The following is a 26,809-nucleotide window of genomic DNA, read 5'->3' as shown; positions in this document are numbered from 1 at the left end:
GTCTGCGCGACGTCCTGCACCGTCGTGAACACGCCGTCGACCGTATTGCCGAGCATCACCTTCTTCACCACTTCCTCTTCGCTGATCCCGAGCTCCTTCGCCTGCTCCGGAATCTGCTTGTCGACCAGCGGCGTGCGCACGAAGCCCGGACACACGACGTGCGAGCGCACGTTGTGCTTCGCGCCTTCCTTCGCCAGCACGCGGGCCAGGCCGAGCAGGCCGTGCTTGGCCGTCACGTACGCCGATTTCAGCGGCGACGCTTCGTGCGAGTGCACCGAACCCATGTAGATCACGACACCGCCGCGATCGTCCTTGTACATGTGCTTGAGCGCGGCCTTGGTCGTCAGGAATGCGCCGTCGACGTGGATCGCCTGCATCTTCTTCCAGTCGGAGAACGAATAGTTCTCGATCGGGTTGACGATCTGGATGCCCGCGTTCGACACGAGGATGTCGACCGAGCCGAACGTTTCGGCCACCTTGTCGATACCGCTGTTCACGGCTTCCTCGTTCGTCACGTCCATCGCGACGCCGATCGCCTTGCCGCCCGCCTTGACGATCTCGTCGGCAACGGCGTTCGCGCCGTCCTGGTTCAGGTCGGCGATCGCGACGGCCGCGCCCGCTTTCGCGAGCTCGAGTGCGATTTCCTTGCCGATGCCGCTCGCGGCGCCCGTGACGACTGCGGTCTTGCCATTCAGGTTGCTCATGTTCGAATTCCCGTGGTGAAAGGTTTGACAGGGAGAAAGGACTGCGGACGTGTTACTGAGCCAGGTAATCGTAGACGACTTCGCCGAGGCCCAGTGTCAAATCCGCGACGATGTGCCGGGCTTCGACGATTTCGAGCACGGGCAGGTCGGCGACCGGCGCGAGCGCGTGCGGCGCCAGCTCGAGCGATGCGGGGCCCGTCCACGCGCCTTTCATCTTGATGTCCTGCATGTAGTAGCGGACCAGTTCGCAGACGCGCGCGGTGCCGTCGACGTGCGGGATGATCTTCAGCAGGAAATTGGGGCCGGCAAGACGCTTCGTCTGCTCGTCGATGTCGAGTTCCTTGTGCTTGTAGCCCATCGTGCCGGTCGCGACGCGCACCTTGCCGTAGTCGAGCGTGCCGAGGAGGTGGTCAGTGTTCACGTGCAGCGTGGGCGATGCGAGTTTCTTCGGGAAGCCCCACAGTTCGCGGCCGCCGGCGATCGGCGGGTGATCGTCGAGATACATCGCGAGCGTATAGCCGCCCGGCTGGCCGTTGTACTCGACGGGAATGACCTGGCCGCTTTCGGTGTAATCGCCGAAGCCGGTCGAATCGGCCATGCGGATGAATTCGTAATGCACGAGCGGCTCGGTGACCTGCAGCGGCTCGGGGACGATTTCGCGGAGACGGTCCGGATCGGTGCGATACGTGATGATCAGGAACTCACGATCGACGAAACGGTAAGGGCCCATCGGGAAGGCAGGGCTGGTCAACGGCATCGCAAACGCTTTCGATCGGACATCGCTGGGTTTCATGCGGACTCCTTGTTGTTGATCGCTTCGTGGATGAGTGCTCGTAAGCTCGTAATCCTATGCCTGTGCGTTGCCGTTGTGCGATGCCGCATATGGAATTAATTGTTGCCGATTTCGTAGAATTCGACGCGTAAATATTGAGATGAATGATGCAAACGGTCCGGACAGCCCCCGGCGTCCCGATGTTCGCATGCATCGATGACGTCACGATGTGAAAAAGGTGAGTCTTTACGGGACATCAGGTGAGCCTTTCCGGGAGGTGGTCGCGCGGGAATGTGACAATTGTGTGAACTTGTGCTGCAGTGCAGGCTCTAAGTGCGTTCGCCGCGGCGGGCTTCGTCGCGTGCGTGCGCCGCATTAAGCATCGCTTAAGCGGGAGCGCCCTAGCATCGTTCGTATCAGGCCGGGCAACCGGCCGAGTTTTTACGCCCCACGCAACCGGATTCATGCAGACCCTCAATCTCATCCTTTTTTCCGCCATCAACGCCGGGGTTGCGCCGCAGCCGGGCGTTGCCCGCCTCGCCATTTTCGCCGCCGACTGGCTCGTCTATGCGCTGCCCGCGATGCTGCTGCTGACCTGGATCTTCGGCGCGCGCACGACGCGGCGCCAGGCGATCGAAGCCGGCGTCGGCGTGTGCGTGGCGATCGCGCTCGCGCAGATCATCGGACATTTCTGGTTCTCGCCGCGTCCGTTCATGGCCGGCGTCGGCACGCAACTGATTCCGCATGCGCCGGACAGCTCGTTTCCGAGCGACCACATGACGTTCGCGTGGAGCATGGCAGTCGGGTTGATGCTCGGCGGCACGACCCGGCTCACCGGGTTCGTGATGGCCGCGTTGGCCGCGGCGATTGCATGGGGGCGTATCTATGCGGGCGTGCACTGGCCGTTCGACATGGCGGGCGGCGTGCTGGTCGGCACGGCCGGCGCGCTGGCCGCGCACCTGTACGGGCAACGCGCGACCGCGCTGCTCGAACGGCTCGGCGATTCGGTGCATGCAGCCGTGATGGGGCGCCGGCACGCGCCGTAAGCGGGGGGATCGGGCCGGACGCCGTCAGCCGGGTGTCCTGGCCGATTCAGCCGATGCGGATGGCCCGCCGCCCGCATCGTGCAGTTCGGGCGTATCGGCCGGATGTTGCGCGGCGTCGCGGTCGAGCGCGCTTTCCTTCAGGATCGCGCACATCGCGACGAACAGCGCGAGTAACACCGCGGCAAGGCCGCAATAGCCGGCGATCTTCAGGTTGCGAAGGAAAGGCGAAGCGGGGCTTTCTTTTGTCATGACCGGACGCTCCTGGGCGGGCTGCGACGGCTGTCGCCCGACAGCGGCGTCGCACACACAGATATATACCAGTCGCGATAGCGGTGCCAAGCCCGCTGGTGCGCCGACGCGACGATTGTGTCATCCGCCGGTCAACCGGGTACGCCTTTGACGGCTACCCGCATCCGTCAGTCTTCCAGGGTTTCGTGCACGGCCGCCGCGCCGCGCTTCCAGTAGGCCGCCGCGCGGATGCGCGATTTGTCGACGCCGCGCTCGCCGGTCAGGTGCTGGCGTACCGCGCGTATCGACAGCGCTTCGCCTGCCGCCCACACGTAGCCGTCGCCGGACGGCGGCAGCGGCAGGTCGCGCACGGCATTCAGCAGCACGTCGCCGTTCGCGGCGTCGGCTTCGGCGCGGAAGCGCCAGATTTCATGCACGTCGGCGCGCGTGTCGAACGCGATCTGCGCGGTGCGATCCGCGACTTCCATCACGACGGCCGCGCGCGCACCGGCCGGCAATTCCTCGAGGCGCCGCGCGACTGCCGGCAGTGCCGTATCGTCGCCGATCAGCAGGTGCCAGTCGAAACCGGTCGGGACGACGAACGAACCGCGCGGGCCGCCGATACCGAGCCATTGGCCGACGCGTGCCTGTGCGGCCCACTGCGACGCAGGGCCCGGGTGGTTCAGCACGAATTCCAGATCGAGTTCGCGGGCGGCGCGATCGAAGCGGCGCGGCGTGAAGTCGCGCGCGACCGGCCTCGGTTCGCCTTCCGGAAACTCCGGACCGTTCGCGCCGAGCGTCGGCATCGCAGGCCGTTCGGCGCCGGGCGGCGGGAAAAATACCTTCACGTGATCGTCGAACGACGCGGATTCGAAATCCGCGAGATCGGGGCCGCCGAGCGTGACGCGCAGCAGGTGCGGCGTCACGGCGTGCACGCGCAGGACTTGTAGCAAGCGGAACTTGAGGGTGTGGCGCACGCGGGTCACGGTGCGCTCGGATGTGTTCTGCATCAATCCGTTCTCCTGAGGTTTGACGGGGCGGCGCGGATCACGCGCCGGTGCCGCCTTCGATTTCGGCCGTCGCACGGCGCAAGATGGCCGCGACGCGGCGCTGTTCATCCGGGCCGGCTGCGCTCTTGTGCAGCAACGCGCGCTTGAGTGCGAGGCGCGCCTCGACGAACTCCGGCAGCCAGCCTGCTTGCGTTTCGTCCTGCGTTTCGTTGCCCGCCGATTCCCCGGCGAACGCACGGCGCATGAATTCCATCTTGCGCGCGAGGTGCGTGAGGCGTGCGAACAGCGTATCGACCCGTTCGCGCTGGGCGTCGAGATGGGTGCGGCCGGCGTCGGTCAGTGCATAACGCTTGCGGTTGCCTTCCGCCTGCGACGCGACGAAGCCGACTTCTTCGAGATACGTGAGCGCCGGATACACCATGCCGGGGCTCGGGCTGTAGAAACCGTTCGAACGCGTGTCGAGCGCCTTGATCAGCTCGTAGCCGTGGCTCGGTTGCTCGGCGACGAGCGCAAGCAACAGTAACTGGAGATCGTCGGAGCTGAACTGGCGGCCGCGTGGCATGCCGTCGTCGCCGAAATCGCCAAAGCCGCCGCGTCCGCCACGGCCGCCACGGCCGCCACGGCCGCCGAACGGGCCGCCGCCACCGAACGGATCGTGGCCGCGGCGGTGGCGGCCGATCGCGTACCAGAGACCGGTGAACCAGTCAGGGCGGGCATGCGCACCATGACCGTCGCTTCGGGCATGGCCGCGGGAAGGGTTGTGTCGCATGATCGTGTCCTATATGTCGGAAAACATATCTAAAGATATATATCGAAAGATAGGCCGTCAAGGGGATTTATTGGGGGATGGATGGCGGTGACTGGCGAAAAGGTGACCACGCTTGTTGGAGCAACCGCCGAGCAGGTGGGGCGAAGATTGTGTTCCAGCGATGTAGCAAATGGGTCACCAACCGGGCGGGAACTGTACGAGCGTTGCGCATCGAGCGCCGCAGGTGTGGCGCGGCTCGAAACTTGTGATGTTTTCTGGGTAGCGAAAATTCAACGCTCTTGAATTTCAGTGACGGTTCGCCGATAACGCCGCACTCTTTGTCGAGTGCCTGCATGACGGCATATGCGGTATCGATCGACTGCATCCGGATATGGGGCCGCCGCCCTGGCACCACGTGAACCGGGTACTCGCGCCCAGTGGATATGCGATCGAACCGCCCGACCTGATCGTCGGGCTTATGGGTTCGGTCGTTGCTGTGTCCGAAAAGGTGCCGTCTCTCGATACCCAGGCCAACGAACCGATCCAGCGCTCGCTGGCCCAGTCGGGAGATCTGCTCAATTCATGCAAGCGGTGTAGCGGGAGTGATCTGTCCTCGGCGATGAAGTCATCAAGACATTCGGGACGCAACGTTACTTGCTTGCGGTCCTCGCCGTCGACAAAACGCCCCATCGTCGCCTCTCATCGGAACGGATTGATCCAGCCCAGGTGATCAAACGCGTTTCTACACAGTCTCGGCCAGTAGCTGCCACTGGCCGATCCTTCAATAGACCGCTCAATTGCGTCATCGAGATTCAGAAGCGGTCGCCGCGGACCCATCCCTCGTAGAACACATCATGAGCCGGCTGAAACCGGAATCGGCCAGATATCGCCAAGACTCGCTTGCGAGGGTGCATCGCCCAGCCATTGCATGAATTCGCCCACATGCCGCGCCCAAAGATCGGGACGAGTCATCGTGAAATGGCCCGGCGATGACGGGGTGCCCTGCTGCACCAGATACCGGCCATGCTGAAGCGTCGGCACAAGTCGCTCGAGAACGCGCAGGGTGTCAGGGTTGAATTCGTCGTCGGAGAAATTCAGGGCAAACAGCTTGGCCCGAATCCTGGAAAGCCCTGGCTCGGGATCGTAGTCAAACGATGACTTGAGCGAATAAAGAATGTCGTTCGCGTCGACATGCTCCGCCTGGAAGCGCACGGTCGCGAGAAACTTGCTTGCCGCCGCGCCGTCCGGAATTTCCTGCTGTAGCGCGGGCGCACTGTCGATCATCATTCGCAACACCCCGAAGCCTTGGACCCAGCCGCGGGGCGTTTGCGTGTACTCCCCGCTCTTCCAGTCGGGATCGGAGCGGATCGCGTCGATCACCATGCGCCGCCACAGCAGATTGCGGCCCGAGACCGTAATCGGTAGCGAGACCACGGGCATGACGCCGTCCATCATGTCGGGATATGTTTCCGCCCATTGCCAGGCGTTCATGCCGCCCATCGACATGCCGAGAATCGCATGAAGATGCTCGATGCCCAAGGTTTCGGTCACCAGCTTGTGCTGGAGATCGACAATGTCGCCGTAATCGTAGTTTGGAAATTTCGCCCTTAAACCGTCACTCGGTTTGCTCGACTGGCCGTGGCCAACGTTGTCGGGAAAAATCAGGTAGTAGCGATTCGCGTCGAGCGGACGTCCGCGGTCGAACAGGGCTTTTGTGTAAGTCGGACTCAGCAGCGTTCGACTGTCCGCGCCGGTCCAGTGCAGGACCAGGACGGCGTTGTCAACGGCGCCATGGGCATTGCGATGCGGCGTGCCGAGCGTTGCATAGTGGATCCTCAGCCGGGGCAGCGTCTCGCCATCCCGGAACCGGTAGTTGTCGAACCAGGCATCGGCCTCAACGGCCGTCGGATTCGCGCGCTGGTCCCACGGCGCCGTCGCTTCGCCGGCGGAGGCGGCCGACGGGATACCGGGCTGCGCCGAGGCGGTGTCCTGAAACGTGGGGCCGCACAGCAGCAAGCCGAACAGCACGCTGGCTGCGGCACGGGTACGACGAAAGTTCACGATGATTTCCTTGTCCGATTGAAGAAGCGGTTTCGTACAGGGCGCGCTAGTGCCGTTGCTTCGGCAAGCCTCACCGCACGTTCGAAGGGCTCGGGCGGCGGCGCAGCAGGTCGAACGCCATGATGTGGCTCGCTCCTGAAATTCCGACGCCGTAGAACGGGATCAATGCCATCGGCAGCGTCTGGATGCCGGACATGCGGGGATCGTTGAGCAGGAAGTAGGTCAATCCCGTACCGACCGCCACGACGAAATCTGCGAACCCGAACAGATGAAAGATCAGATACCGGTTGCGCGTTTTCGGCAGCATGGTGACGCCGAACGCCATCAACCCCGCGATGAGGTCCCCCCAGCCGGCGTTCCTGACGAATGCTTCCGGCAGGAGATCGTGCGCCCCGTACCAGAAGAAGACCAGCGCGGCCGCAATCCGCCAGATATGAAACGCCGTCAGCGTTCTTAGCCCGATGGTCGCGATGTATGTGCGAAAGCTGCGGGACATCGAATAAACGACAACTGGCGCCACGATACCGAGGGCAATGAGGCAGGCGAGCCCCAGCGGGTAGACCGCTCGATAAACCCCCGCTTCGGCCGCCGCGGCAACGGCTAATCCCCAGACGATCAGCGCACCCAGCAAGCCCGTCCCGCCGTTCTTCCGGATCTCGACGATCTGATTCATTTCCGACATCCATTAGGTTGACTAAACATTGATCGAATTCCCGATATCTACTGGACGTGATGCCGTAGATTAAAGCGCGCCTTTTCTGCCGTCTTCGGACAGCTTCAGAAGCGGCACCGACTTGAACAGGGTTTCCGGCTGCACCCGCTCCCAGAGACTTCCTTTGCCTTGCTGCTGGCCACGCTCGTCTTCTCGTCGAAGCCATTGCTCGACGGTCCGGATGCGGTTCGGATGGATTTCGTCGAGTAGCGCGTAGTCGCGGCGGATGACGCCGTGTTTCCAGATGTTCCAGAATCCTGTGAAGTTGTCGCGGAAACTCATCGTGCTCTTGTCATTCGGGTCCGCGTTGTATCCGGCGGGCGAGTTCGCCGCCATCTTGAGCGGGCCGTTCCAGTAAGTGTCCAGATCCGTGTCGATGTAGCGCGCAGGATGCCCCGTTACCCGTTCGAACGCCTCGGCCAGCTTCCCGTACTCGACATGCTCAATGGCGACCTGGAGATCCATGCCGTTCGCGCGCTCCGGGTGATCGAACAGCCAGCGCGCGTAGTAGCCGCAATCCTCCAGTGCGACATGCGGCACCGCGCCGTTGCCGAGCGGCACGCGCCAGGTGACGACTCCGTCCTCGACGAAGGGCATCATCGGCGTCATCGCCGAAATGGCCATCTCCATGTATGGCCCGGTGGTGAACACGGCCGCGCCCATGCGGTCCCGGTTCGTCTGGTTCTGGAACAGGATCCATTCGCCTACGCGGCCTTTGCCGTCGTAGTGGCCAGCACGAAAGCGCGAATCGTAGCCGGCCTGTTTGAGCGCGTAGTCGAGGTTGCCATACACGAAGAACTTGATGCCTTCTTCCAGCGCGATTTCGTAGCAACGCATCGCCCAGTAGATCTCCGTTTTCTCGCCGGTGTTGAACCCGTCCAGATTGATGTACGCACCGTCGCAGCCGCGAAAGCCTGCCCGCAGAACGGCTTCGTCGGCAAACGTGCCTTTCAGGATCGACACGTTGCCGAGTGCGAGCAGCGCCTTGGCGCGCCGGGAATCGGGATCTCGGCTCAACGCGCGAACGGAATACTTGCCGTCCGCGACGAGCGCGCTGATGACAGGCAGGCCCTGCGCGCCTGTACCACCGATGACGAAGATTCTGGAAGTGGCATGGGAAGGCATGATGGTTTCCTTGAATTCGATGCTACGGACGCCCACCGACGATGCCGGTCAACAAGCGGGACACTCACTCTTATAATAAGAGTGAGTGTCCCGCAAGACAAGAACTTTTCGGCACTTGAACCGGGAAGGCGACGGGCTCTTGGGTGGAAACGTCCTGTCGACGTTTGCGCGACTCTTATAATGAGACTTACTCTCGGCGACGATCGCCGGGGCTAATCAGGGAAACGGCTCATGCGCTCGAAGGGTTTTGACGGAATGGTGTGCCCGATTGCCGGCGTCATGGCGGCGATCGGTGACCGATGGGGCTTGCTGATACTTCGCGACCTTGTCTGCGGGCTCAGCCGGTACGACGAGTTTCGCCAGTCGTCCGGCATAACCAACGCGACGCTCAGCGACCGGCTCAAGCATCTGGAGGCCAACGGCCTCGTTGAGCGTAGGCGCTATCAGGTGAATCCGGAGCGATTTGAATATCTCCTGACTCACAAGGGCTGGCAGATCGCCCCGGTGATGCCGGTACTCGCCCAGATTGGGGACAGTCTGGAAGTTTCCGGAGCTTCGGCGCCTCCGATGAAGTTCGTGAATCGAAAGACGGGAGCCGAGGTGCGGTGGAGCTTTATCGATCAGGAGACGGGGGAGCAGACCAACGCGGCGGATTTGGAGATCCAGGAAGGTCCCGGCGCGGACGAGCTGGTCCGCTGGCGCCTGTCGCACGGTAACCGGCGTCGCCAAAAAGCAGATCCGCCAGGCGGACGATCGCCTGCTTGATGGTCGCCCGGGTTTCTCCGTCGAACTCCATCGGGTCCTTCTCGGACACCTCGTCAGGCAGCATGCTGCGCTGGCGATCGTGGGCGATCCTGGCGAGCAGCGCGTCCTCGGCCCTCGCCGAGTGTTTCGCTTGATCAGCTCGACATCTCGTGATGCCCACCGACGTCGCACGCCGTGCAGGCGCTGATCGAAACTGGCGAGGCCGTGACGATTGATAACCTCCTTGCATCAATTCTTCCAAAAATCGCACTTATCGTTTGATCGACGTCGAGCGAACATTCCGGAAAACCACAATCGACCCGCCCCGCATATTTCCGGATTTTCAGGAGACACCTCGATGCACCCCTCGTCCAGCCTTCCGGCCGAACGTTCGAAGGCCGCCGCGATCTTTCGCGTCACGGCCGGCAATTTTCTCGAGCAGTTCGACTTCTTCCTGTTCGGCTTCTACGCCACGCAGATCGCCAATGTCTTCTTCCCTGCGCAAAGCGAGTTCGCTTCGTTGATGATGACCTTCGCCGTGTTCGGCGCCGGCTTCCTGATGCGGCCGCTGGGCGCAATCGTGCTGGGCGCGTACATCGACGAGGTAGGCCGCCGCAAGGGCCTGATCGTCACGCTGTCCATCATGGCGAGCGGCACCATCCTGATTGCGTTCGTGCCGGGCTACGCGTCGATCGGGCTGCTGGCGCCCGTGCTCGTACTGATCGGGCGGCTGCTGCAGGGCTTCTCCGCAGGCGCCGAGCTGGGCGGTGTATCGGTCTATCTCGCCGAGCTGGCAACGCCCGGCCGCAAGGGCTTCTTCACCAGCTGGCAATCGGCCAGCCAGCAGGTTGCGATCGTCATCGCGGCGGGCCTCGGCTTTGCGCTCAATCAGTGGCTGAGCGCATCGCAGATCGCCACCTGGGGATGGCGCGTGCCGTTCTTCGTCGGCTGCATGATCGTGCCGTTCATCTTCATGCTGCGCCGCAACCTGGAGGAAACCCAGGAATTCAAGGCGCGCAAGCATCGCCCGGGCATGAAGGAAGTGTTCGGCACGCTGGTTCAGAACTGGGGCGTCGTGGTCGCCGGCATGATGCTCGTCGCGATGACCACCACGAGCTTCTATCTGATCACCGTCTACGCGCCGACCTTCGGCAAGACGGTGCTGCATCTGAGCACCGCCGACAGCCTGCTCGTGACGCTCTGCGTCGGCGTGTCGAACTTCGTGTGGCTGCCGATCGGCGGCGCGCTGTCCGATCGGTTCGGCCGTCGGCCGCTGCTGGTCGGCATGACGATGCTCACCGTCCTGACCGCCTATCCGGCGCTGTCGTTCCTCGCTCACGCGCCGTCGTTCGCCAACATGCTGCTCGTCCTGCTCTGGCTCTCGTTCATGTACGGGATCTATAACGGTGCGATGGTCGTCGCGCTCACCGAAGTGATGCCGGTGCAGGTGCGTGTCGCGGGCTTCTCGCTCGCCTACAGCCTCGCGACGGCCGTGTTCGGCGGCTTCACGCCGGCCATCTCGACCGGGCTCATTCACATGACGGGCGACAAGGCCGCACCCGGCTACTGGATGAGCTTCGCCGCGGTGTGCGCGCTGCTTGCGACCTTCGCGCTCTACCGTCACCGCACGGCGACGCTCACGCCGGCGCATTGATAGCCCATCCGAAACTTCACCCCCACACACGAATTCGCACGACCACGACCATGAGAAATCAGCTCCTGAAATTTTGCGCGACCGCGCTCGTCGCCAGCGCGGCGTTTGCGGCCAACGTGCAGGCGGCCGAGCTCCACGTGATGAGCTCGGGTGGCTTCACGGCCGCCTATAAACTGCTCGGCCCGCGGTTCGCGTCCACGACCGGCAATACGCTCGACACCGCGCTTGGCCCGTCGATGGGCAAGTCGCCCGAAGCGATTCCGAACCGGCTCGCGCGCGGCGAGCCCGCCGACGCCGTCATCATGGTCGGCTACGCGCTGGACGAACTGATCAAGCAAGGCAAGGTCATCCCCGGATCCCGCGTCGAGCTCGCCGATTCGCGCATCGGCATGGTCGTGCGCGACGGCGCGGCAAAGCCCGACATCAGCACCACTGAAGGTCTCAAGCAGGTGCTGCTGCACGCGAAGTCGATCGCCTACTCGGACAGCGCGAGCGGCGTGTATATCGAACGCGAGTTGTTCAAGAAGCTCGGCATCGAGGAGCAGGTGAAGTCCAAGGCGAAGATGATCCCGCGGATTCCGGTGGCTTCTGTCGTCGCGAACGGCGACTACGAAATCGGCTTCCAGCAGGTCAGCGAGCTGCTGCCCGTCCACGGTGCGACCTTCGTCGGCAAGATTCCCGAATCGCTGCAGTCCGTCACGCGCTTCGCTGCCGGCATCCCCGTCGGCGCGCAGCATCCGAAGGAAGCGAAGGCGCTGCTCGATTATCTGGCGTCGCCCGGCGTGCAGGCCGACGTGAAAACAACCGGACTGGATGCCGTCCCCGCGCATTGAGTCCGACCCGCGGGAAGGCTTGTGTCACAAAGTCTTCCCGTTGCCGCCGGCATCCCCTGCGGTACTGCCTTCATCGGCCCCGTTCGGGGATGCCGGGCCGGCCATGGCGAGCCTCTGCGCAAGCCGTATGCGATCGCACGCACCTTCCCACAGCGAAACGAAGATCACCGCGCAGGCATTGCTGATCACGCTTGTCAGGGCGCGCGCCTCCGACATGAAGCGATCGATGCCGACCAGCAGTGCGACGCCGGCGACGGGCAGGTCGGGCATGACGGCGAGTGTGGCGACCAGCGCCACCAGCCCGCTACCGGAAACACCGGCCGCCCCCTTTGACGTGAGCAGCATGATGGCGAGCATCACCGCGATCTGCGACGCGGAGAGCGGCACGTCGCACGCCTGGGCGATGAACAATGCCGCGAGCGTCAGATAGATCGCGGTACCGTCCAGATTGAAGGAATAGCCCGCCGGCAGCACGAGCCCCACGATGCCCTTGTCGCAGCCGAGTGCCTCCAGCTTGACGATCAGACGCGGCAGAACGGGCTCCGTGGACGACGTCGCGAGGACGATGAGCAATTCTTCGCGCATGTAGCGCAAGAGCCGCCACAGCGCGAAACCGTGCAGTCGCGCGAGCGGTGCGAGCACCAGCGCGACGAACAGCACGCAGGCCACGTAGAAGGACGCCATCAGCTTCGCGAGCGAGCCGACCGAACCGATGCCGAAACGGCCCACCGTGAACGCCATCGCGCCGAATGCGCCGAGCGGCGCGAGCCGCATGATCATCGCGAGCACGCGAAAGACGACCTGGGCGACACCGTCGATCAGCGCAAGAACGGGCCGGCCGGCCCGCGGGTGCGCATTCAGCGAGAAGCCGAACAACAGCGACAGCAGCAGCACCGGCAACACTTCGCCTTTGGCGAACGCGCCGAGCATCGTGTCCGGAATCACGCTCAGCCCGAACTCCACAAGGCCCCGCGGCTCCGCATGCTTCGCATACGGAGCGAGGATGCCTGCATCCAGGTGGCTGACGTCGACGTGCATGCCGGCGCCGGGCTGCAGCACATATGCGGTGACGAGTCCGAGCGCGAGCGCAGCGGCGGTCAATAGATAGAAGAGCGCCAGTGCCCGCACGATCGTGCGGCCGATCGCCTTCCCGTTCGCCAGCGACGTGATGCCCGAGACGATCGTGCAAAAGACGATCGGGGCGATGGTCATCTTGACCAGGCCGACGAACGCATCGCTGAGGGGCTTGAGCATCGCGCCCGCCGCGGGCCATGCGTGACCGATGCCCATGCCGAGCATCATCGCGAGCAGAACCTGCACGTAAAGCGATCCAAGCGGCCTGGCCAACCTCACTGTCCGGTCTTCCTTCGTGTCTCTCTGTCGTCGTTACGCCGATGCGCCACTGCTTGCGGTCCCGCCACGCTTCGCCTCGATGACCATCCGATGAAACGCCTCGGCGGCCGGCGTAAGCGGTCGTCCGCGCCGCTTCACGATTCCCACGCGTCGTTTGACGACCGGTTCGACGAGCGGCACGCTCGTGAGAATCGGGTGGTCATGCCCAGGCATCGCCATCGAGGGGACCGCGGCGACGCCGAGCCCCGCTTCGATCAATCCGAGCAGGGTCGTCACGTGGCGTGTCTCGCAGACGCTCGGCGCGCGCGGCGCGACGGCGGTCAGCGCCTGGTCGAGCAGCAGACGGTTGCCGGAAGTCTTGTCGACCGACACATAGTCGTGCTCGTAAAGCTCGTTCCAGGTCACGCGCTTCTTGCGTGCGAGCGGGTGGTCGCGGCGGCAGGCGGCAACGAAGCGTTCCTGGAGCAGCACCTTGAACTCGATCTCAGCCTCCTGGCTGCCGATGAAGCTCACGCCGAAATCCGCCTCGCCGCTGATGACGGCCCCGAGCACCTCGTTGGCGCTTGCATCGAGCAGCTTCACCCTGATGCGCGGAAAGCGCTGATGATAGCGCGCGACGATGGCGGGAAGAAAGTAGTAGGCGACCGACGGCACGCATGCGATCGTCACATGGCCGAGGCGGCTCGATGAAACGTCGCGGATGCCGAGCAGGGCGGCATCGAGATCGTCGAGCAGTTGTTCGGCACTCTGCGCGAACACGCGACCTACCGTGGTGAGCGAGACGCTGCGCGTGGTGCGCTCGAACAGTCGTACGCCGAGCGCTTCCTCGAGCTTGTCGATACGACGGCTCAAGGCCGGCTGGGAGAGGTTGACTGCGTCGGCGGCCTTTCGGAAGCTCCCCGTTTCCACTACGGCGCGAAATGCCTGCAAGTCGGTTAAATCGAAGTTGATCCCCACAGGCAAATCTCCGCCACTCAGATGCGGTGCATTGTGCATGATTCTGCCGGCGCCATGCGCGTTGCGTTGCCTGAAACCGATGTCTTCGGGTTTGCCCGCCGTGGTTGCCCGAACCGCGCACGATAGTCCCGCGGCGATGCGCCGACGCATTTTGCAAACGCACGCTGCAACGCGTCCACGCTTGTGGATCCCGATCGTTCGGCTATCCGTTCGAGCGGCCAGTCGGCCCGCTCCAGCCGTGCCTTCGCACGCCCGACCCGCGCAGCCGGCACGTAACGGGCCGGTGAGAGCCCGGTCTCTTTGACGCGTGTGATCCTTGCGCTGCGACAGATCGCCGGATCGTGGAAATCGAGGAGATTACCTGGCGACCAAGGTCGCGTGGATGACTTTTGGCAGCCACGCATACGCAATCGTTACCAGCGTCACGCCGACGACGAGCATCGGCACAACCATCGGCCACGCGCCCGACTGGTAACGCGGATCGGCGAATCCCGCTGCCGTCTGTCCCACGCTGAACGCGAAGAACATCATGATGAAGCCGGACCAGGATACGGCGCGGCCTGCAAGGTGAGGCAGGCCGCTGACCGCCCCTGCTTGCCCGCACGGCTGATGGATTCCGTGGCCGAGGCAATACACGCCATGCCCGACGAGCAGCGGCCAGATGCTGCCGGGAAGCAGCGCGCACCCCAATGCCTGGATCACCGCGCCGCAGAGGCTCAGCGTTGCGCCTTGCCGCACCGTTCGCAGCATGCTTTGACGGCGCAGCAGCACGCGGCAACCAAACGTGCTCAGGACATAGACGAGCGTACCGCCCGCCGGTATCCAGCCATAACGCTGGGGCGAGATGCCGAGCTGCCCGATGTAGATAGCCGGAGACAGCAGCAGAAAGCAGAACATGCCGGTGTACGTCGACGCGGCCAGCAGCGTCCATACCCTGAACGGGGCATTGCCGAGTATCTCGCGCACTTCCCGGTTCGAGTCCCGGTTCGGCGCGCTTCGCGCGAAGCTTTCCTCGAAGCCGTACCAGCACATGACGAGCAACCCGAGCGCATACACGCTCATCCCGGCGAGCACCCATCGCCATCCGGCCTGCTGTGCGACATACGCACCGAGGATCGGGGCGAGGAACGCCATCATCCCCATCCCCATGAAACCGCGCGCCATTACGTACGGGCCGTCGCCCGCCGAATACCGGTCGCGCACTGTCGCACGGGCGCATACCAGTATCGCGGCCATGGCCAGCCCCTGCATCGCGCGAGCGGCCACCAGCATCGCCGCGGTCGAGGCCAGCGCAGCGGCCAGTGCGGACAGCGCATAGAGCGCAAGGCCGGTCAGCAGGACGGGGCGGCGGCCGAACCGGTCGGAAAGGCTGCCCATCGGCAATTGCCCGACACCGAATATCAGCGCGAAAACCGTGAGGCTGACACTGGCGGAGCCCAGCGTGGCGGCGATTTCGGGCAGCGCCGGCAGGTAACTGTCGGTCGCCACCGGCTGGGCCGCCAGCAGAAGCGGCAACATGAGCGCGAAGTTCAGGCGAGCGGGTCGCGTGGAGTCCGGCATGGCGGTTTTCGACACGGTATCGGGCATCGAGCTTCGAGTAAGGGCTGCGGTTACGCAAGGTTGCTCGTCCGGCGAGCGCGGCCGCGGCGAGCTGAAATGGCCGGGCGGAAGGGGCGCCGAACCCGACGCCCCGCCGAACGCCGGCTAGCTGCCGACGGATCCGGGCACGGGTTCGCGCACGACGCGATCGTGCGACAGCGCCTCGGCGCGCAGCAGGTCGTATTCTGCCTTGGCGACCGGTTGCGCGTTCGCTCGCCCCAGGTCGTTCAAATGGACACGACTGGTTTCGCGTGCGCTCCAGGCCGCGAGCGACGCGATCACGGTGATGCCGAACGCGATCGCACCGACGATCAGCCAGACGTGATGGGCGCCGGGCGGCGCGACCGCGGTGAACAGCGCGGGCAGCATCGCCGTGGCCGCGGTACCGAGGTTCTGCGCGATGGCCATCGCCGAGACGCGCGTGCGGGTCGGAAAGAGTTCCGGGTAGAAGGCGGGGAATACCGCGTTGTAGCCCTGGTACACCACGCCCCACATCAGCATCGACATCACGAATGCGAGCGGCACGTTCCGGATGCTGATCGCATACAGGTACGCGAACGCGAGCAGCCCGGCGGCCAGCGAGCCGATGATGATCGGCGGCCGGCGGCCGACGCGGTCGGACAGGTTGCCGACGAACGGAATCACGATCATCGCAACGATATTGCCCATCACCGTGATCCAGAGATAGACATCCTTCTGGAATCCGATTCCATATGCAGGCTGAACCGCATAGGCCGCGCCGAAGATCGTGGCGACGACCGGAATCACGTTCATCATCGACATGCAGGCCACGCGCAGCATGTCGGGAAAGTGGTGCCTGAAAGCGTCGGCCACCGGCGAGCCGGCTTGCGACCGGTTGCGTACCGCTTCGTCGAAGGCCGGCGACTCGTCGACCTCGCGGCGAATGATCAGGCCAGCCACGATGACCAGCGCACTCAGCAGGAACGGAATGCGCCAGCCCCAGCTATCGAATTGCGCGGACGGCATGTAGTAGGCGAGCGGCAGGAACACGGCGGCGGCCAGCACTTGCCCGGCCTGCACGCCCTGCAGCGTGAAGCTGACGAAGTAGCCGCGCCGGCCGAACGGCGCGTGTTCCAGGATCATCGAGCTCGCGCCGGTGATCTCGCCGGCCACGGCGAAACCCTGCAGCAGGCGAAGCGTCACCAGCAGTGCGGGCGCTATCAGCCCGGCTTGCTGATAGGTCGGCAGGAGGCCGACGCCGACGGTCGAGATGCCCATCAGGAACATGCAGAACAGCAGGACGGTTTTTCGTCCGCGCGTGTCGCCGAGGTGGCCCAGCACGAACGCGCCGATCGGGCGGGACACGTAGCCGACGCCGTAAGTGGCCAGCGACGCGATGATGGCCGTCGTGGGGCTCCCGTGCGGAAAGAATATCTGCGGGAAGATCAGCGCCGATGCCGTGGCGTAGATGAAGAAATCGTAGTATTCGAGCACCGATCCGATCCAGCCGCTGATGGCGGCTTTTCTCGATTGGTGCCTGCCCCTGGGCTCGTCTCGCAAGGTCGTGGTCATCGTCGTCTCCGGATATTGATATGCGTGCCGGGCAAGGCGGGTGATGCGGGGAGTCGTCACTGCCCGATGTGTCGACTCCGTCGTGCGACCTGACCGCGGCCCGTCGATACGGCGCGCGGCGAGCACGCGCGGTGCGCAACGCCGCGCCCTGGCGACGGCTGCGCATGCGCGTCGGTCCCGCATCGGCAGCCGATGCGGGAATCGGCTTATTCGTCGCCGAGCGCCGAAACCGTGGCCCTCAGCGCCAGCAGATAACTTTGGACACCGAAACCGCAAATCTGCCCGCTGACGATCTCGGCCAGGACGGAGTGATGCCGGAACGGCTCGCGTGCATGAATGTTGGACATGTGCAGTTCGATGATCGGGCACGTGAGGATCGCAAGGGCATCGCGAATGCCGTAGCTGTAGTGCGTCCATGCGCCCGCGTTGATCAGCACCGCGTCCTGACGTTCCTCGAAAGCGCGATGAATGCGCTCGCACATCGCGCCTTCGTGGTTCGTCTGGAACGATTCCACCTGCACACCCAGTTCCGTCGCCAGCCCTTGCAGCCGCGCATCGATCTGCGCGAGCGTGATCGTCCCGTACTGCGCCGGATCGCGCTTGCCGAACATGTTGTGATTGATGCCGTGCAGCATCAGGATCTTCTTCATGCGAATCTCCGTTGCGTGTTCAATCAAAGGGCACGGCCAGGCGATCGATCACCGCGCTGGTTTGGGGGCGTACGCCGCGCCACCACGCGAACGCTTCGGCCGCCTGCTCGACCAGCATGCCGACGCCATCCGCGATCCCGTGTACGCCTGCGTTTTTCGCGAGCCGGAGAAACGGCGTCAGACGCTTGCCGTATGCGAGTTCGTAGGCCGTGCCGGCCGGACTGAACACGCTCGGCGGAACCGGCGGCAGGTCGCCGGTCAGGCTCGCCGACGTGGCATTGACGACCAGGTCGAAACGCCCCATGCGCGCGAGGTCCGCGTAACCGCTGGCAACGAGCGGGCCGCGTCCGGCAACCTGCGCGGCCAGTGCGCGCGCCTTGTCGACGTCGCGATTCGCGATGACGAGTTCCGCCGGGCCGGCTTCGAGGAACGGCAGCAGCGCGCCGCGTGCCGCGCCGCCGGCACCGAGCACCAGGACACGCTTGCCGGCCATCGGCAGATTGAGGTTCGTTTCGATATCGCGCACCAGCCCGATGCCGTCGAAGTTGTCCGCCAGGATGCGGCCGCCGTCGAACTTGAGCGCGTTGGCCGCGCCCGCGAGCTGCGCACGCTCGCTGCGTTCGTCCGACATCGCGAACGCGTCGAGCTTGAACGGCGCGGTGACGTTGATGCCCTTGCCGCCGCCCTCGAAAAACGCGCGAACCGCGTCAGCGAAGGCGCCTGCCGGTTCGATCGGCCCTTCGATCGCCGTGTAGCTGAGGTCCTGCCGCGTCTCCTGCGCGAAGAGGCCGTGAATCAACGGGGATTTCGTGTGTCCGATCGGATTGCCGATCACCGCGTATTGGTCGGTCATCATTGGCTCGCTTTTGAGTAGAGGACGCCGTCGGCCTGCATCGCGTCGATTTCGGCCGGATCGAACCCGAGGGAACGCGCGATCTCCGCGTTGTGCTGCCCGAGATCGGGCGCGACGTCGCGAATCGTCGTGTCGCAATCGGAAAACCGGAACGGCAGGTTGGGCAGGCGCAGCGTCCCGTAGCGCGGATGCTGTTGCTCGACGACCATGCCTCTGGCCTGGATCTGCGGATCGTTCAACACCTCGTCGATGCGCTGCACCTTCGCGCACGGAACGTCGATGCCGTCCAGCAGATCCAGTACCGACGCGACGGAGCGCGCGGCCACCCACGGCTCGACCACCGACAGAATCTCCGCGCGGTGCGCGTTGCGCCCGGTGCTGTCGTGAAACCGCGTGTCGGCGCCGAAGCCCGCCGGGCCGCCGTGCGTCGCGATCAGCTCGGCGAAGCGCTTCCACGCGTCGTCGACTTGCGCGGCGATCACGAGATCGCCGTCCGCGGCGCGAAACACGCCGTAGAGCGTCGAGGTCGGCATGTCATGCCCGGTCTGCTCGGGCAGCACGCCCTGCAGCGTGTAGCACTGCACCGCATATTCGTGCATCGATACCAGCGTGTCGTACAGCGCCATGTCGACGTGTTGCCCGCGGCCGCTCTTCACGCGCCCCAGCAGCGCGGCATTGATGGCCGCGACCGCATGGATGCCGGTGTACATGTCGCCGAGCGAGATGCGCAGCAGCGGCGGCCGCTCGCCCGGCGTGCCGACCATCTGCATGATCCCGCTCTTGGCTTCCGCGATCAGCCCGAAGCCCGCGCGATGCGCGTCGGGGCCGGTATGCCCGTACGCCGAAATCGAGCAGTAGACGAGGCCCGGATTGCGCGCCGACAATTCGGCATAACCGAGCCCGAGCTTGTCCAGCGCGCCCGGCCGATAGTTCTCGATGAACACGTCGGCCGAGTCGCACAGTCGCTGCATGAACGCCTTGCCGCGCGCGTCCTTCATGTTGACGCTCACGCCGCGCTTGCCCATGTTGAGCTGCAGGAAGTAGCCGCTTTGCTGGTCGTCGAGCACGGTCGCGTGCTGCCGTCCGGCGTCACCCGACCCGGGCCGTTCGACCTTGATGACTTCGGCGCCGAGCGCCGCGAGACAGCGCCCGACATACGGCCCGGCAAGAAAGTGGCTGTAGTCGACGACGCGAATGCCTTCGAGTGGGCGAGCCTGCATTACAGTGCCTCCGGGCGGCGCGGCACCATCAGGCGATGCTCGCCGCGTTGAACGACCTGACCGTCCTGATTGATCAGCTCCGACGGCAGCACGACGATGCCCCAGTCCGGGCGGCTCTTGCTGGCCCGCATCGAGCCGACGCGGAACTTCACGTGCAGCACGTCGCCGACCTTGATCGGCAGCAGGAAATCCCACGTCCAGCCGAGCGACATGCCCGGCAGAAAGCGATAGTCGCTCTGCGTCTTCAGGCCGTCGGCAATGGACAGGCCGAACAGCCCGTGCGCGACGAGGCGCCCGAAATGGCTCGCGTTCGCGTATTCCTCGTCCACGTGGACGGGCGTATGGTCGCCGGTGAGGTCGGCGTACGCGAGAATGCGCTCCTTGGTCACGATGTAGTTCGGGCTCGTGCACGTGTCACCCTCGCGGGCGTCGTCCCAGTATTTTTCGACGATCGTCATGGTCACGCCTCCGCGCGCGGGTTGATTGCCAGCGCCTGTGCAACGCAGGAAGCCGGTCTGGCCTGGATCAGTTCGACGGCGAGCCCGTCGGGCAGGCGAAGCCAGTTGCGCCCCTGCGGCATCTCCGTCACGCCGAATCGTTGGGCCGCGGCCAGCGCGGCCTCCAGGTCTTCGCACATCACGCCGAGATGCGCGAGCCGGCCTTCCGGGCCTTCGTATTCCGGCGCGTGGATGAACTGCAGGCCGCCGAGCGTCCAGTACTGCCGCGGCGCGTCGAGGGTGCCGTCCACTTCGCGCAGGGTCATGCCGAGCACGTCCTCGAAGAAACGGATGTGCCAGCGGATGTCCTTCACCCAGATCGCAACGTGTTCGAGATAGGCTTTCGTGGCATTCATGCGGCCGCCTCCTGCCGTTGGCGGTCGGCCATCGCGCGTTCCAGCCCCTTGATGCAGGCGACGAGCGTTGCATTCACCGGCGTCGGCACGCCGTAGCGCTGGCCCCAGCGCACGACCGAGCCGTTGATGAAGTCGATCTCGGTGATCGAACCCTTCTCCAGGCTTTGCAGCATCGACGTCTTGAAGGTCGCGGGCAGCCCCTCGGCGGCCAGCGTCCATGCCTGTTCGGGGTCGGTCATCGACAGCTTCACGCCCGCAGCCTGCGCCGCCGCGATCGCCTCGGCCACGGCCGCGAGAGACGTCGCCTTCAGCTGCGGCTCGTCGTAAAGCTGCCCGTAGGTGAGGCCGGTCAGGCCCGTCAGCGCACCCGTCGCGACGTTCACCAGCAGCTTGTCCCACATCGTGCCGACGATGTTGTCGCTGATCGTCGTGGCGAGGCCGGCGGCATTGAACGCCGCGGCGATCGCCTCGACACGCGGTGTGATGCGGCCGTCGAGTTCGCCGATATAGGTGTATTTGCCGATCACGCCGGATTCGATATGACCCGCGCCGCGCAGCACGCCGCCGACGTAGGTCTTGCCCGCGAGGACGCGCTCGCGGCCGACGACGTCGATCAGGATGTCCTCGTGTCCGAGGCCGTTCTGCAGCGACAGCACGGCGGTATCCGGCCCCACCAGCGATTGGGCGCCGCGGATGGCCGCATCGGTGTGGAACGACTTGACCAGCACCACCACCAGGTCGGCCACGCCGACATCGGCAGCCCGGGTCGTCGCGTGGACGCGCACGTGGCGGGTGCCGCCGGCATCGTCGACGCGCAGGCCGTCGCGGCTCATCGCATCGACGTGTGCAGGCGAGCGGTCGATCAGCCAGGTCTCATGGCCGCCTTGGGTGAGGGTGGCGCCGATCGCGCAGCCCAGTGCGCCGGCGCCCAGAATTGCTATTTTCAATGGTTTCTCCTTTGTCGACGAGAGTTGGCGCTTTGGCGCCTTACTCTGGTCCCATGCAAAGCTGACGTATGGCATCACGATAGGCGTCGCCGCTCATGCCGCCAATGCAATGGATACAATGGCGTCATTGCCATGGACAATAACGCCGCGATGCCCGCCGACCTGCCCGACCTGAAGCTGCTTCAGCTTTTCGATCTCCTGTACGACGTGCGCAGCGTCACGCGCGTAGCCGAGCAACTGGGCCAGAGTCAGCCGACGGTCAGCATCTGGCTCGGGCACTTGCGGGAACACCTGCACGATCCGCTTTTCATCCGGACGCCCGGCGGCATGGCGCCGACACCGCAAGCCGACGCGCTGATCGGGCCATGCCGGGAAATTCTCGAATCCCTGCGGCGCTTCACTGCGTGGGAGATCGCGTTCGATCCCGCGACGGCCCAGCGACGGTTTCGCATCTGCATGACCGACGCGAGCCACGTCACGCTGCTTCCGCGGCTGCTGGCCCATGTCCGGGCGCAGGCGCCCGGCGTCCGGCTGGAAGCCGCACGGATCGACGGCAATACGGAGCGCGCGCTCGAATCCGGCGAAGCCGACCTCGCAATCGGCTATGTGCCGTGGCTAGGCGGCGGCATTTATCAGCAGAAGCTGTACGACCAGGACTGGGTATGCCTGGCGAACCGGCATCACCCGAGGATTCGCGGTCGTCTCGGGGCAAAGCAGTATCGTTCCGAAGGACATGTCGCCATTACGGCGGGAACCGGCGCGCAACTCCTCGAGCAGGCGCTGCGGCAGGCGCGCATCGAGCGCGACGTCGTGCTGGAGCTGCCGGGTTTTCTGGGCCTGGGGGCGATCGTCCAGACGACCGACCTGATTACGACGCTACCCCGTCATATCGGCCAGACACTGGCTCAGGCGAGCGATCTGGCGGTTCATGCATGCCCGATCCCGGTCGACGGGTTTGCGGTACGGCAGCATTGGCATGCGCGATATCACCATGAGGCGGGCAATCGATGGCTGCGTGGTGTCGTGATTCGATTGTTCGGTGCATCGGATTGACCTGCGGGTTTGGCGTTCGCGACGGATGCCAGGCTGGCCGGTGTTTGGGTGGGATGTAAAACGTCAGGAAAGCCGTGCTTTTCGACGTTTTGCGTCGATGTTCGACGCGGTTGAGATTTTTTTGGTCGCACCGAGGCGATATGATTTCTCCAGCCCCAACACTGTCGGCCAATCCATGACGCGCGCCAGCATTGCTGCGACGCGGCCCCGCAAGCACGAGAGAGTTGTATGCCGGACACGCCAATCGTCATCGTCGAACACGCCCGCAGGCGAACCGCCCAAGTCCGGTCCGGCGACGTTCCCGCCGCCTTGCAGGATGGTCCCAAGTGGGTGTGTCGTATCGTCACGGATCACGCACAGAGATCCTGCGAAGGGCACCGATCCGCTGCAAGCGCGGCTGAAATGCTCGGCAGACTGAAGCCTGCGAACGTCGCGTTGACGGATCCTGTCCCGAGCGCCGGCGGCTGGCTGGCACGCGCTTCGACCGACGGGGCGGGCCGGTGTCGAGCCTATGCGCATCTCGGTGCGAACCGGATCCTCGAGATGGTCGGCATGCCGGGCGTCGGCCCGTGGCTTGACGAGCACGATACCTGGTGGCCCGGCGCGTACGAGCTGCCGCTGCTCGAGCAGTTGTCCGCGGACGAGTCGCCTCTGCGCAACCTGCTTGGCGCCACTGCGCCCGCCCATCTGCTGATGAGCCTGACAGAAGTCGACGGCACCGCACTCGTGACCGAATCGGACGATGGCATCGAGCGCCCGTTCCGTATTCCTGCAGGTGTGGACACGATCCATTTCGAACCCGTATGCATCCGCGGGCCAGCCGCGCAGTGGCGCGAATCGCTCGTTACCGCGTTCGACCGTGTCCGGCATCTGGTCGGGCTCAGATCGGCCCGTCCTTTTTATCTTTGACGCAAGTATCCGTTCTCCGGCAGGCCACGCCATGACCGACGCACTCGACTCCTTCGACCGCAAGATCCTGAATATCGTCCAGCGCGATTGCACCGCGACGGCGGACGCCATTGCCGAACGGATCGGTCTGTCCACCTCGGCCGTGCAGAAGCGGCTGAAACGCATGCGCACCGAAAAGATCATTTCGGCGGAAATCGCGGTGGTCGATCGCGCGGCGGTCGGCAGGCCGATGACGTTCATTGCGGCAATCGAGATCGAACGCGAAAACTACGAGACGGTCGCCAGGTTCCGCGAGTGGTCGAAGGCGCACGACGAAATCCAGCAGATCTACTACGTGACCGGCTCCGTCGACCTGATCGCGATCATCACCGCACGCGACGTCGAGGCGTACGACCGGCTGTCCGCGCGGATCATGCAGAGCAACCCGATGATCCGCCGGATCAACACGAATGTCGTGCTGAGCGCGGTCAAGGTCGGGCTGTTCGTGCCGGTCGACAAGGACGACGAACCGCCGGCCACCTGACGCAATTGCTTCGCGCGGCAACGGGCGATCCGCCCGTTCCGCATGACAAACCGCAACGGATGACTACCTGATTCGGGCGAAACGACTAATTTGAAAATCGATTCGCATGACTAACCTGTATCACGTGGTCAATGAACAGGAGATGATCGAGATGGAACTCAAACTGGCACTGGTCGGTTTCGGCGGAGTCAATCAGGGACTGGTCGAACTGCTCAAAAAGAAGCGTGCAATGCTGGGGGCGGCGGGACTCGACGTATCGGTGACGATGGTCGCCGACCTGCGGCTCGGGATCGCGACGAATCCTCGCGGTATCGCGCTGGACGTCCTCGACGAAACCGCGCGGCGGGGCGTCGATGCGGAAGCGCTGCGCCGCGATCCGGGCACGCTGGTGTCGCCGGACGTCGGCCTCGGTGCGGTGCTGAAGGCCATCGCATCGGACCACGTGGATGTCGTCGTCGAGGCGACCTTCACTGATCCGAACACCGGCGAGCCTGCGCTGTCGCATTGCCGTACCGCGCTCGAATGCGGCAAGCACGTGATCACGACCAACAAGGGGCCGATCGCGCTCGCGCAGCCGGCACTGGCGCGGATCGCCGCGCAATCGGGTGCCTGTGTGATGTACGAAGGCACGGTGATGAGCGGCACGCCGGTGCTGCGGCAGCTCGCGACCTCGCTGCGCGGCTGCGACATCAACAGCTTCGCCGGCATCCTGAACGGCACGTCGAATTACGTCCTCGGTGAGGTCGAGGCCGGCGCGAGCTTCGATGCGGCGATCCGGGATGCGCAGCAGCGCGGCTATGCGGAGGCGAATCCGGCGGCCGACGTCAACGGTTCGGACGTACAGCTGAAAGTCGTCATTCTGGCGAACGCGCTGTGGAATGCCGGCCTCAAGCGTGGCGACGTGACGTGCCGCGGCATCGTGGAATTGACCGAGCACGACGTGCGCGCGGCGGCGGCGGAGCGCATGTCGTGGCGGTTGATCGGTTCTGCCGTCCGTCATCCGGACGGCACCGTGACCGCGAGCGTCGAACCGCGCAAGCTCCCGGCCGGCCATCCGCTGCTTGCCGCGAGCGGCGTGACGAACGCGATCACGTTCGACACCGACGTGCTCGGCGGCGTGACGATCAGCGGGCCGGGTGCCGGCCGTGAGGAAACGGCGTTCGCGATTCTCTCCGACCTGATCGAACTCGCGGACAGAATCGGCGCAACCTCGCACGAGGTGGCGGCATGAGCGCGCGCGATGCGGTGATGACCGACTGCACGGGAGCCGGCGTGGCCGATGTTCGGTCGCCCTATGACGGCTCGATCGTCGGCCAGGTTCGCCTGTCGCCTGCAGATGCGGCGCCGGTCCTCGTCGAGCGCGCGCTCGACGGCGCGCGCGCGGCCGCAACCCTGCCACGCAGCCGGCGGGCCGACATCCTGTTTCGCGCGGCCGCGAGCGTGGAAGCACAAGCGGAGACATTCGCACGCACGATCGCGCTCGAAGCGGGCAAGCCGCTGCGGCAGGCCCGCAAGGAAGTCGCGCGCTGCGTGAACACGCTGCGCCTGTCGGGCGAGGAAGCGAAGCGACTGGCCGGCGAGACGATCCCGTTCGACGGGTATCCCGGCTCCGAGGATCGCAGCGGCTACTACACGCTGGAGCCGCTGGGCGTGATTCTCGCGATCACGCCCTTCAACGATCCGCTGAACCTCGTTGCACACAAGCTCGGGCCGGCGCTCGCGACCGGCAATGCGGTCATCCTGAAGCCCTCGTTGCTCGCGCCGCTGTCGGCGCAGGCCCTCGTCGAGGTTCTGTGGGAAGCCGGGGCGCCGCGCGACACGCTGCAGATCGTGCACGGCGGCGCGGATATCGCGTCGGCCCTGGTGCGCGACCGGCGGATCCGGATGGTGACCTTTACCGGCGGCCCGCAGACCGGCGAAGCCATCACGCGCGATGCGGGACTCAAGAAGATCGCGATGGACCTGGGCGGAAATGCGCCGGTGATCGTCATGGCCGACTGCGACCTGAAGGATGCCGCCGAATCCTGCGTGTCGGGCGCGTTCTGGGCGGCGGGACAGAACTGCATCGGCACACAGCGGATCTTCGTCGCCGAGGCCGCCTACGAGCCGTTCGTCCGGTATTTCGTCGAGCTGACCGGCAGGATGGTCGTCGGCGACCCACTGGACGATGCGACCGACATGGGGCCGATGATCGGCGAGGAACAGGCGATCCGCGTCGAACGCTGGGTCGACGAAGCGGTCTCGTGCGGTGCGACGGTGCTGAGCGGTCATCGCCGACGCGGGGCGCTGTATGAACCGACGGTGCTCGCGGATGTGCCGCACGACGCGCGCGTATGGACCGACGAGGTGTTCGCGCCGGTCGTGACGATCGAGAAATTCACCGACCTGCAGCAGGCGCTCGATGCGGCCAACGCGTCGGAGAGCTGCCTGCATGCAGGCGTGTTCACCAGCCGGCTGGAGGTGGCGCTCGGCGCGGCCGAGCGACTGCAGGCGGGCGGCGTGATGATCAACGATTCGTCCGATTACCGCTTCGACGGCATGCCGTTCGGCGGATTCAAGCATGGGTCGCTGGGCCGCGAAGGCGTTCGGTTTGCGATGACGGAAATGACGCAGCCGAAGGTGGTCTGCTTCAGGCGCAACCGGCGGCTGTCGAGCTGATGCGCAAGCGCCGGCGCCTGGCGGGCCGGCGCGGCGCGAACCGGAGCGGTGTGGTGAGCAACGT

Annotated in this window: 27 protein-coding genes and 1 pseudogene; 9 read left to right on the top strand and 19 right to left on the bottom strand. The window is 64.9% G+C overall.

The genetic code is table 11. The features are described 5' to 3' along the window. Positions 1–704 (bottom strand): 3-hydroxybutyrate dehydrogenase (locus ABY44_RS19460; protein WP_431641608.1); only part of this gene is annotated, 704 nt, incomplete at its 3' end. A gap of 52 nt (positions 705–756) precedes the next feature. Then, positions 757–1,497: an acetoacetate decarboxylase gene (locus ABY44_RS19455; protein WP_021157498.1), complete on the bottom strand. Its 741-nt coding sequence runs from the start codon at positions 1,495–1,497 to the stop codon at positions 757–759. Positions 1,498–1,940: 443 nt separating this feature from the next. Here ABY44_RS19455 and ABY44_RS19450 point away from each other — a divergent pair, with 443 nt between their 5' ends. Continuing rightward, positions 1,941–2,522 (top strand): undecaprenyl-diphosphatase, encoded by a 582-nt coding sequence (locus tag ABY44_RS19450; protein WP_060171793.1) that lies wholly within the window; start codon positions 1,941–1,943, stop codon positions 2,520–2,522. 24 nt (positions 2,523–2,546) lie between these two features. On the opposite strand, the gene ABY44_RS19445 is transcribed toward ABY44_RS19450, so the two are convergent. The 6 genes from ABY44_RS19445 to ABY44_RS19420 form a co-directional block, all read right to left on the bottom strand. After that, positions 2,547–2,771 carry a hypothetical protein gene (locus tag ABY44_RS19445; RefSeq protein ID WP_060171795.1) on the bottom strand — a complete coding sequence of 75 codons (225 nt, stop codon included), beginning with the start codon at positions 2,769–2,771 and terminating at the stop codon, positions 2,547–2,549. Between the two features lie 167 nt (positions 2,772–2,938). Further along, positions 2,939–3,760: a siderophore-interacting protein gene (locus tag ABY44_RS19440; RefSeq protein WP_027790183.1), complete on the bottom strand. Its 822-nt coding sequence runs from the start codon at positions 3,758–3,760 to the stop codon at positions 2,939–2,941. A gap of 37 nt (positions 3,761–3,797) precedes the next feature. Next, the gene (locus ABY44_RS19435; RefSeq protein ID WP_431641606.1) at positions 3,798–4,529 is read right to left on the bottom strand and encodes a PadR family transcriptional regulator; all 732 of its coding nucleotides are present in this window, start codon (positions 4,527–4,529) and stop codon (positions 3,798–3,800) included. 831 nt (positions 4,530–5,360) lie between these two features. Continuing rightward, the gene (locus ABY44_RS19430) at positions 5,361–6,569 is read right to left on the bottom strand and encodes an alpha/beta fold hydrolase (protein WP_226153561.1); all 1,209 of its coding nucleotides are present in this window, start codon (positions 6,567–6,569) and stop codon (positions 5,361–5,363) included. Positions 6,570–6,639: 70 nt separating this feature from the next. Continuing rightward, entirely contained in the window at positions 6,640–7,242 is a 603-nt protein-coding gene (locus ABY44_RS19425; RefSeq protein WP_060175049.1) for a hypothetical protein, read from the bottom strand. A gap of 69 nt (positions 7,243–7,311) precedes the next feature. After that, positions 7,312–8,406, bottom strand: coding sequence for an NmrA family NAD(P)-binding protein (locus ABY44_RS19420; RefSeq protein ID WP_060175050.1), 1,095 nt, complete (start codon positions 8,404–8,406; stop codon positions 7,312–7,314). A gap of 231 nt (positions 8,407–8,637) precedes the next feature. Between ABY44_RS19420 and ABY44_RS19415 the strand changes: the two genes are divergently transcribed. The 3 genes from ABY44_RS19415 (at position 8,638) to ABY44_RS19405 (ending at position 11,637) form a co-directional block, all read left to right on the top strand. Beyond that, positions 8,638–9,171: a winged helix-turn-helix transcriptional regulator gene (locus ABY44_RS19415; RefSeq protein WP_049098464.1), complete on the top strand. Its 534-nt coding sequence runs from the start codon at positions 8,638–8,640 to the stop codon at positions 9,169–9,171. 337 nt (positions 9,172–9,508) lie between these two features. Further along, entirely contained in the window at positions 9,509–10,804 is a 1,296-nt protein-coding gene (locus ABY44_RS19410) for an MFS transporter (RefSeq protein ID WP_027790157.1), read from the top strand. A gap of 50 nt (positions 10,805–10,854) precedes the next feature. Next, entirely contained in the window at positions 10,855–11,637 is a 783-nt protein-coding gene (locus ABY44_RS19405) for a substrate-binding domain-containing protein (protein WP_027790156.1), read from the top strand. 24 nt (positions 11,638–11,661) lie between these two features. Here the strand turns inward: ABY44_RS19405 and dctA are convergent, their stop codons facing one another. From dctA to ABY44_RS19350, 11 genes and pseudogenes are all read right to left on the bottom strand, one after another. Beyond that, positions 11,662–12,990 (bottom strand): C4-dicarboxylate transporter DctA, encoded by a 1,329-nt coding sequence (gene dctA, locus ABY44_RS19400; RefSeq protein WP_060175051.1) that lies wholly within the window; start codon positions 12,988–12,990, stop codon positions 11,662–11,664. A gap of 33 nt (positions 12,991–13,023) precedes the next feature. Then, the gene (locus tag ABY44_RS19395) at positions 13,024–13,947 is read right to left on the bottom strand and encodes a LysR family transcriptional regulator (protein ID WP_060083134.1); all 924 of its coding nucleotides are present in this window, start codon (positions 13,945–13,947) and stop codon (positions 13,024–13,026) included. Positions 13,948–13,964: 17 nt separating this feature from the next. Then, a pseudogene (locus ABY44_RS19390) lies at positions 13,965–14,252 on the bottom strand (helix-turn-helix domain-containing protein); the annotation flags it as partial. 52 nt (positions 14,253–14,304) lie between these two features. Then, complete coding sequence (locus ABY44_RS19385) at positions 14,305–15,507, bottom strand: MFS transporter (RefSeq protein WP_060175096.1); 1,203 nt, start codon at positions 15,505–15,507, stop codon at positions 14,305–14,307. Between the two features lie 144 nt (positions 15,508–15,651). After that, complete coding sequence (locus ABY44_RS19380; RefSeq protein ID WP_060175052.1) at positions 15,652–17,079, bottom strand: MFS transporter; 1,428 nt, start codon at positions 17,077–17,079, stop codon at positions 15,652–15,654. 206 nt (positions 17,080–17,285) lie between these two features. Beyond that, the gene (gene aroQ, locus ABY44_RS19375) at positions 17,286–17,729 is read right to left on the bottom strand and encodes a type II 3-dehydroquinate dehydratase (protein ID WP_060175053.1); all 444 of its coding nucleotides are present in this window, start codon (positions 17,727–17,729) and stop codon (positions 17,286–17,288) included. Between the two features lie 19 nt (positions 17,730–17,748). Next, on the bottom strand, positions 17,749–18,582 hold the full coding sequence (gene aroE, locus ABY44_RS19370; RefSeq protein WP_027790150.1) for a shikimate dehydrogenase: 834 nt from the start codon (positions 18,580–18,582) through the stop codon (positions 17,749–17,751). Further along, positions 18,582–19,802 (bottom strand): CaiB/BaiF CoA transferase family protein, encoded by a 1,221-nt coding sequence (locus ABY44_RS19365; protein ID WP_048021202.1) that lies wholly within the window; start codon positions 19,800–19,802, stop codon positions 18,582–18,584. Before ABY44_RS19365 ends, aroE begins: the two co-directional genes overlap by 1 nt. Beyond that, positions 19,802–20,260, bottom strand: coding sequence for a MaoC family dehydratase (locus ABY44_RS19360; protein ID WP_060175054.1), 459 nt, complete (start codon positions 20,258–20,260; stop codon positions 19,802–19,804). Before ABY44_RS19360 ends, ABY44_RS19365 begins: the two co-directional genes overlap by 1 nt. Positions 20,261–20,262: 2 nt before the next feature. After that, on the bottom strand, positions 20,263–20,655 hold the full coding sequence (locus tag ABY44_RS19355; protein ID WP_027790149.1) for a VOC family protein: 393 nt from the start codon (positions 20,653–20,655) through the stop codon (positions 20,263–20,265). Next, a complete protein-coding gene (locus tag ABY44_RS19350; protein ID WP_060175055.1) occupies positions 20,652–21,602 on the bottom strand; it encodes a ketopantoate reductase family protein in 951 nt (316 codons plus the stop codon). The genes ABY44_RS19355 and ABY44_RS19350 overlap by 4 nt, the downstream gene beginning before the upstream one ends. Before the next feature lie 132 nt (positions 21,603–21,734). On the opposite strand from ABY44_RS19350, the gene ABY44_RS19345 reads away from it, so the two are divergent. The 5 genes from ABY44_RS19345 to ABY44_RS19325 all read left to right on the top strand — a co-directional run bounded on the left by ABY44_RS19345 (position 21,735) and on the right by ABY44_RS19325 (position 26,745). Then, the gene (locus tag ABY44_RS19345; RefSeq protein WP_027790147.1) at positions 21,735–22,655 is read left to right on the top strand and encodes a LysR family transcriptional regulator; all 921 of its coding nucleotides are present in this window, start codon (positions 21,735–21,737) and stop codon (positions 22,653–22,655) included. Between the two features lie 228 nt (positions 22,656–22,883). Further along, positions 22,884–23,564: a hypothetical protein gene (locus tag ABY44_RS19340; RefSeq protein WP_060357181.1), complete on the top strand. Its 681-nt coding sequence runs from the start codon at positions 22,884–22,886 to the stop codon at positions 23,562–23,564. Between the two features lie 31 nt (positions 23,565–23,595). Beyond that, entirely contained in the window at positions 23,596–24,087 is a 492-nt protein-coding gene (locus ABY44_RS19335) for an Lrp/AsnC family transcriptional regulator (protein ID WP_027790145.1), read from the top strand. A 106-nt stretch (positions 24,088–24,193) separates the two neighbouring features. Further along, positions 24,194–25,318: a homoserine dehydrogenase gene (locus ABY44_RS19330; protein WP_230948766.1), complete on the top strand. Its 1,125-nt coding sequence runs from the start codon at positions 24,194–24,196 to the stop codon at positions 25,316–25,318. Then, positions 25,315–26,745: an aldehyde dehydrogenase family protein gene (locus tag ABY44_RS19325; protein ID WP_060175057.1), complete on the top strand. Its 1,431-nt coding sequence runs from the start codon at positions 25,315–25,317 to the stop codon at positions 26,743–26,745. The genes ABY44_RS19330 and ABY44_RS19325 overlap by 4 nt, the downstream gene beginning before the upstream one ends. Positions 26,746–26,809: the final 64 nt, after the last annotated feature.

This window comes from Burkholderia sp. ZZQ-2, from assembly GCF_050768715.1.
Lineage (GTDB): Bacteria > Pseudomonadota > Gammaproteobacteria > Burkholderiales > Burkholderiaceae > Burkholderia > Burkholderia cepacia.
Note: the sequence above shows the minus strand (reverse complement) of the source record. Positions and strands in the feature narration are given on the sequence as shown.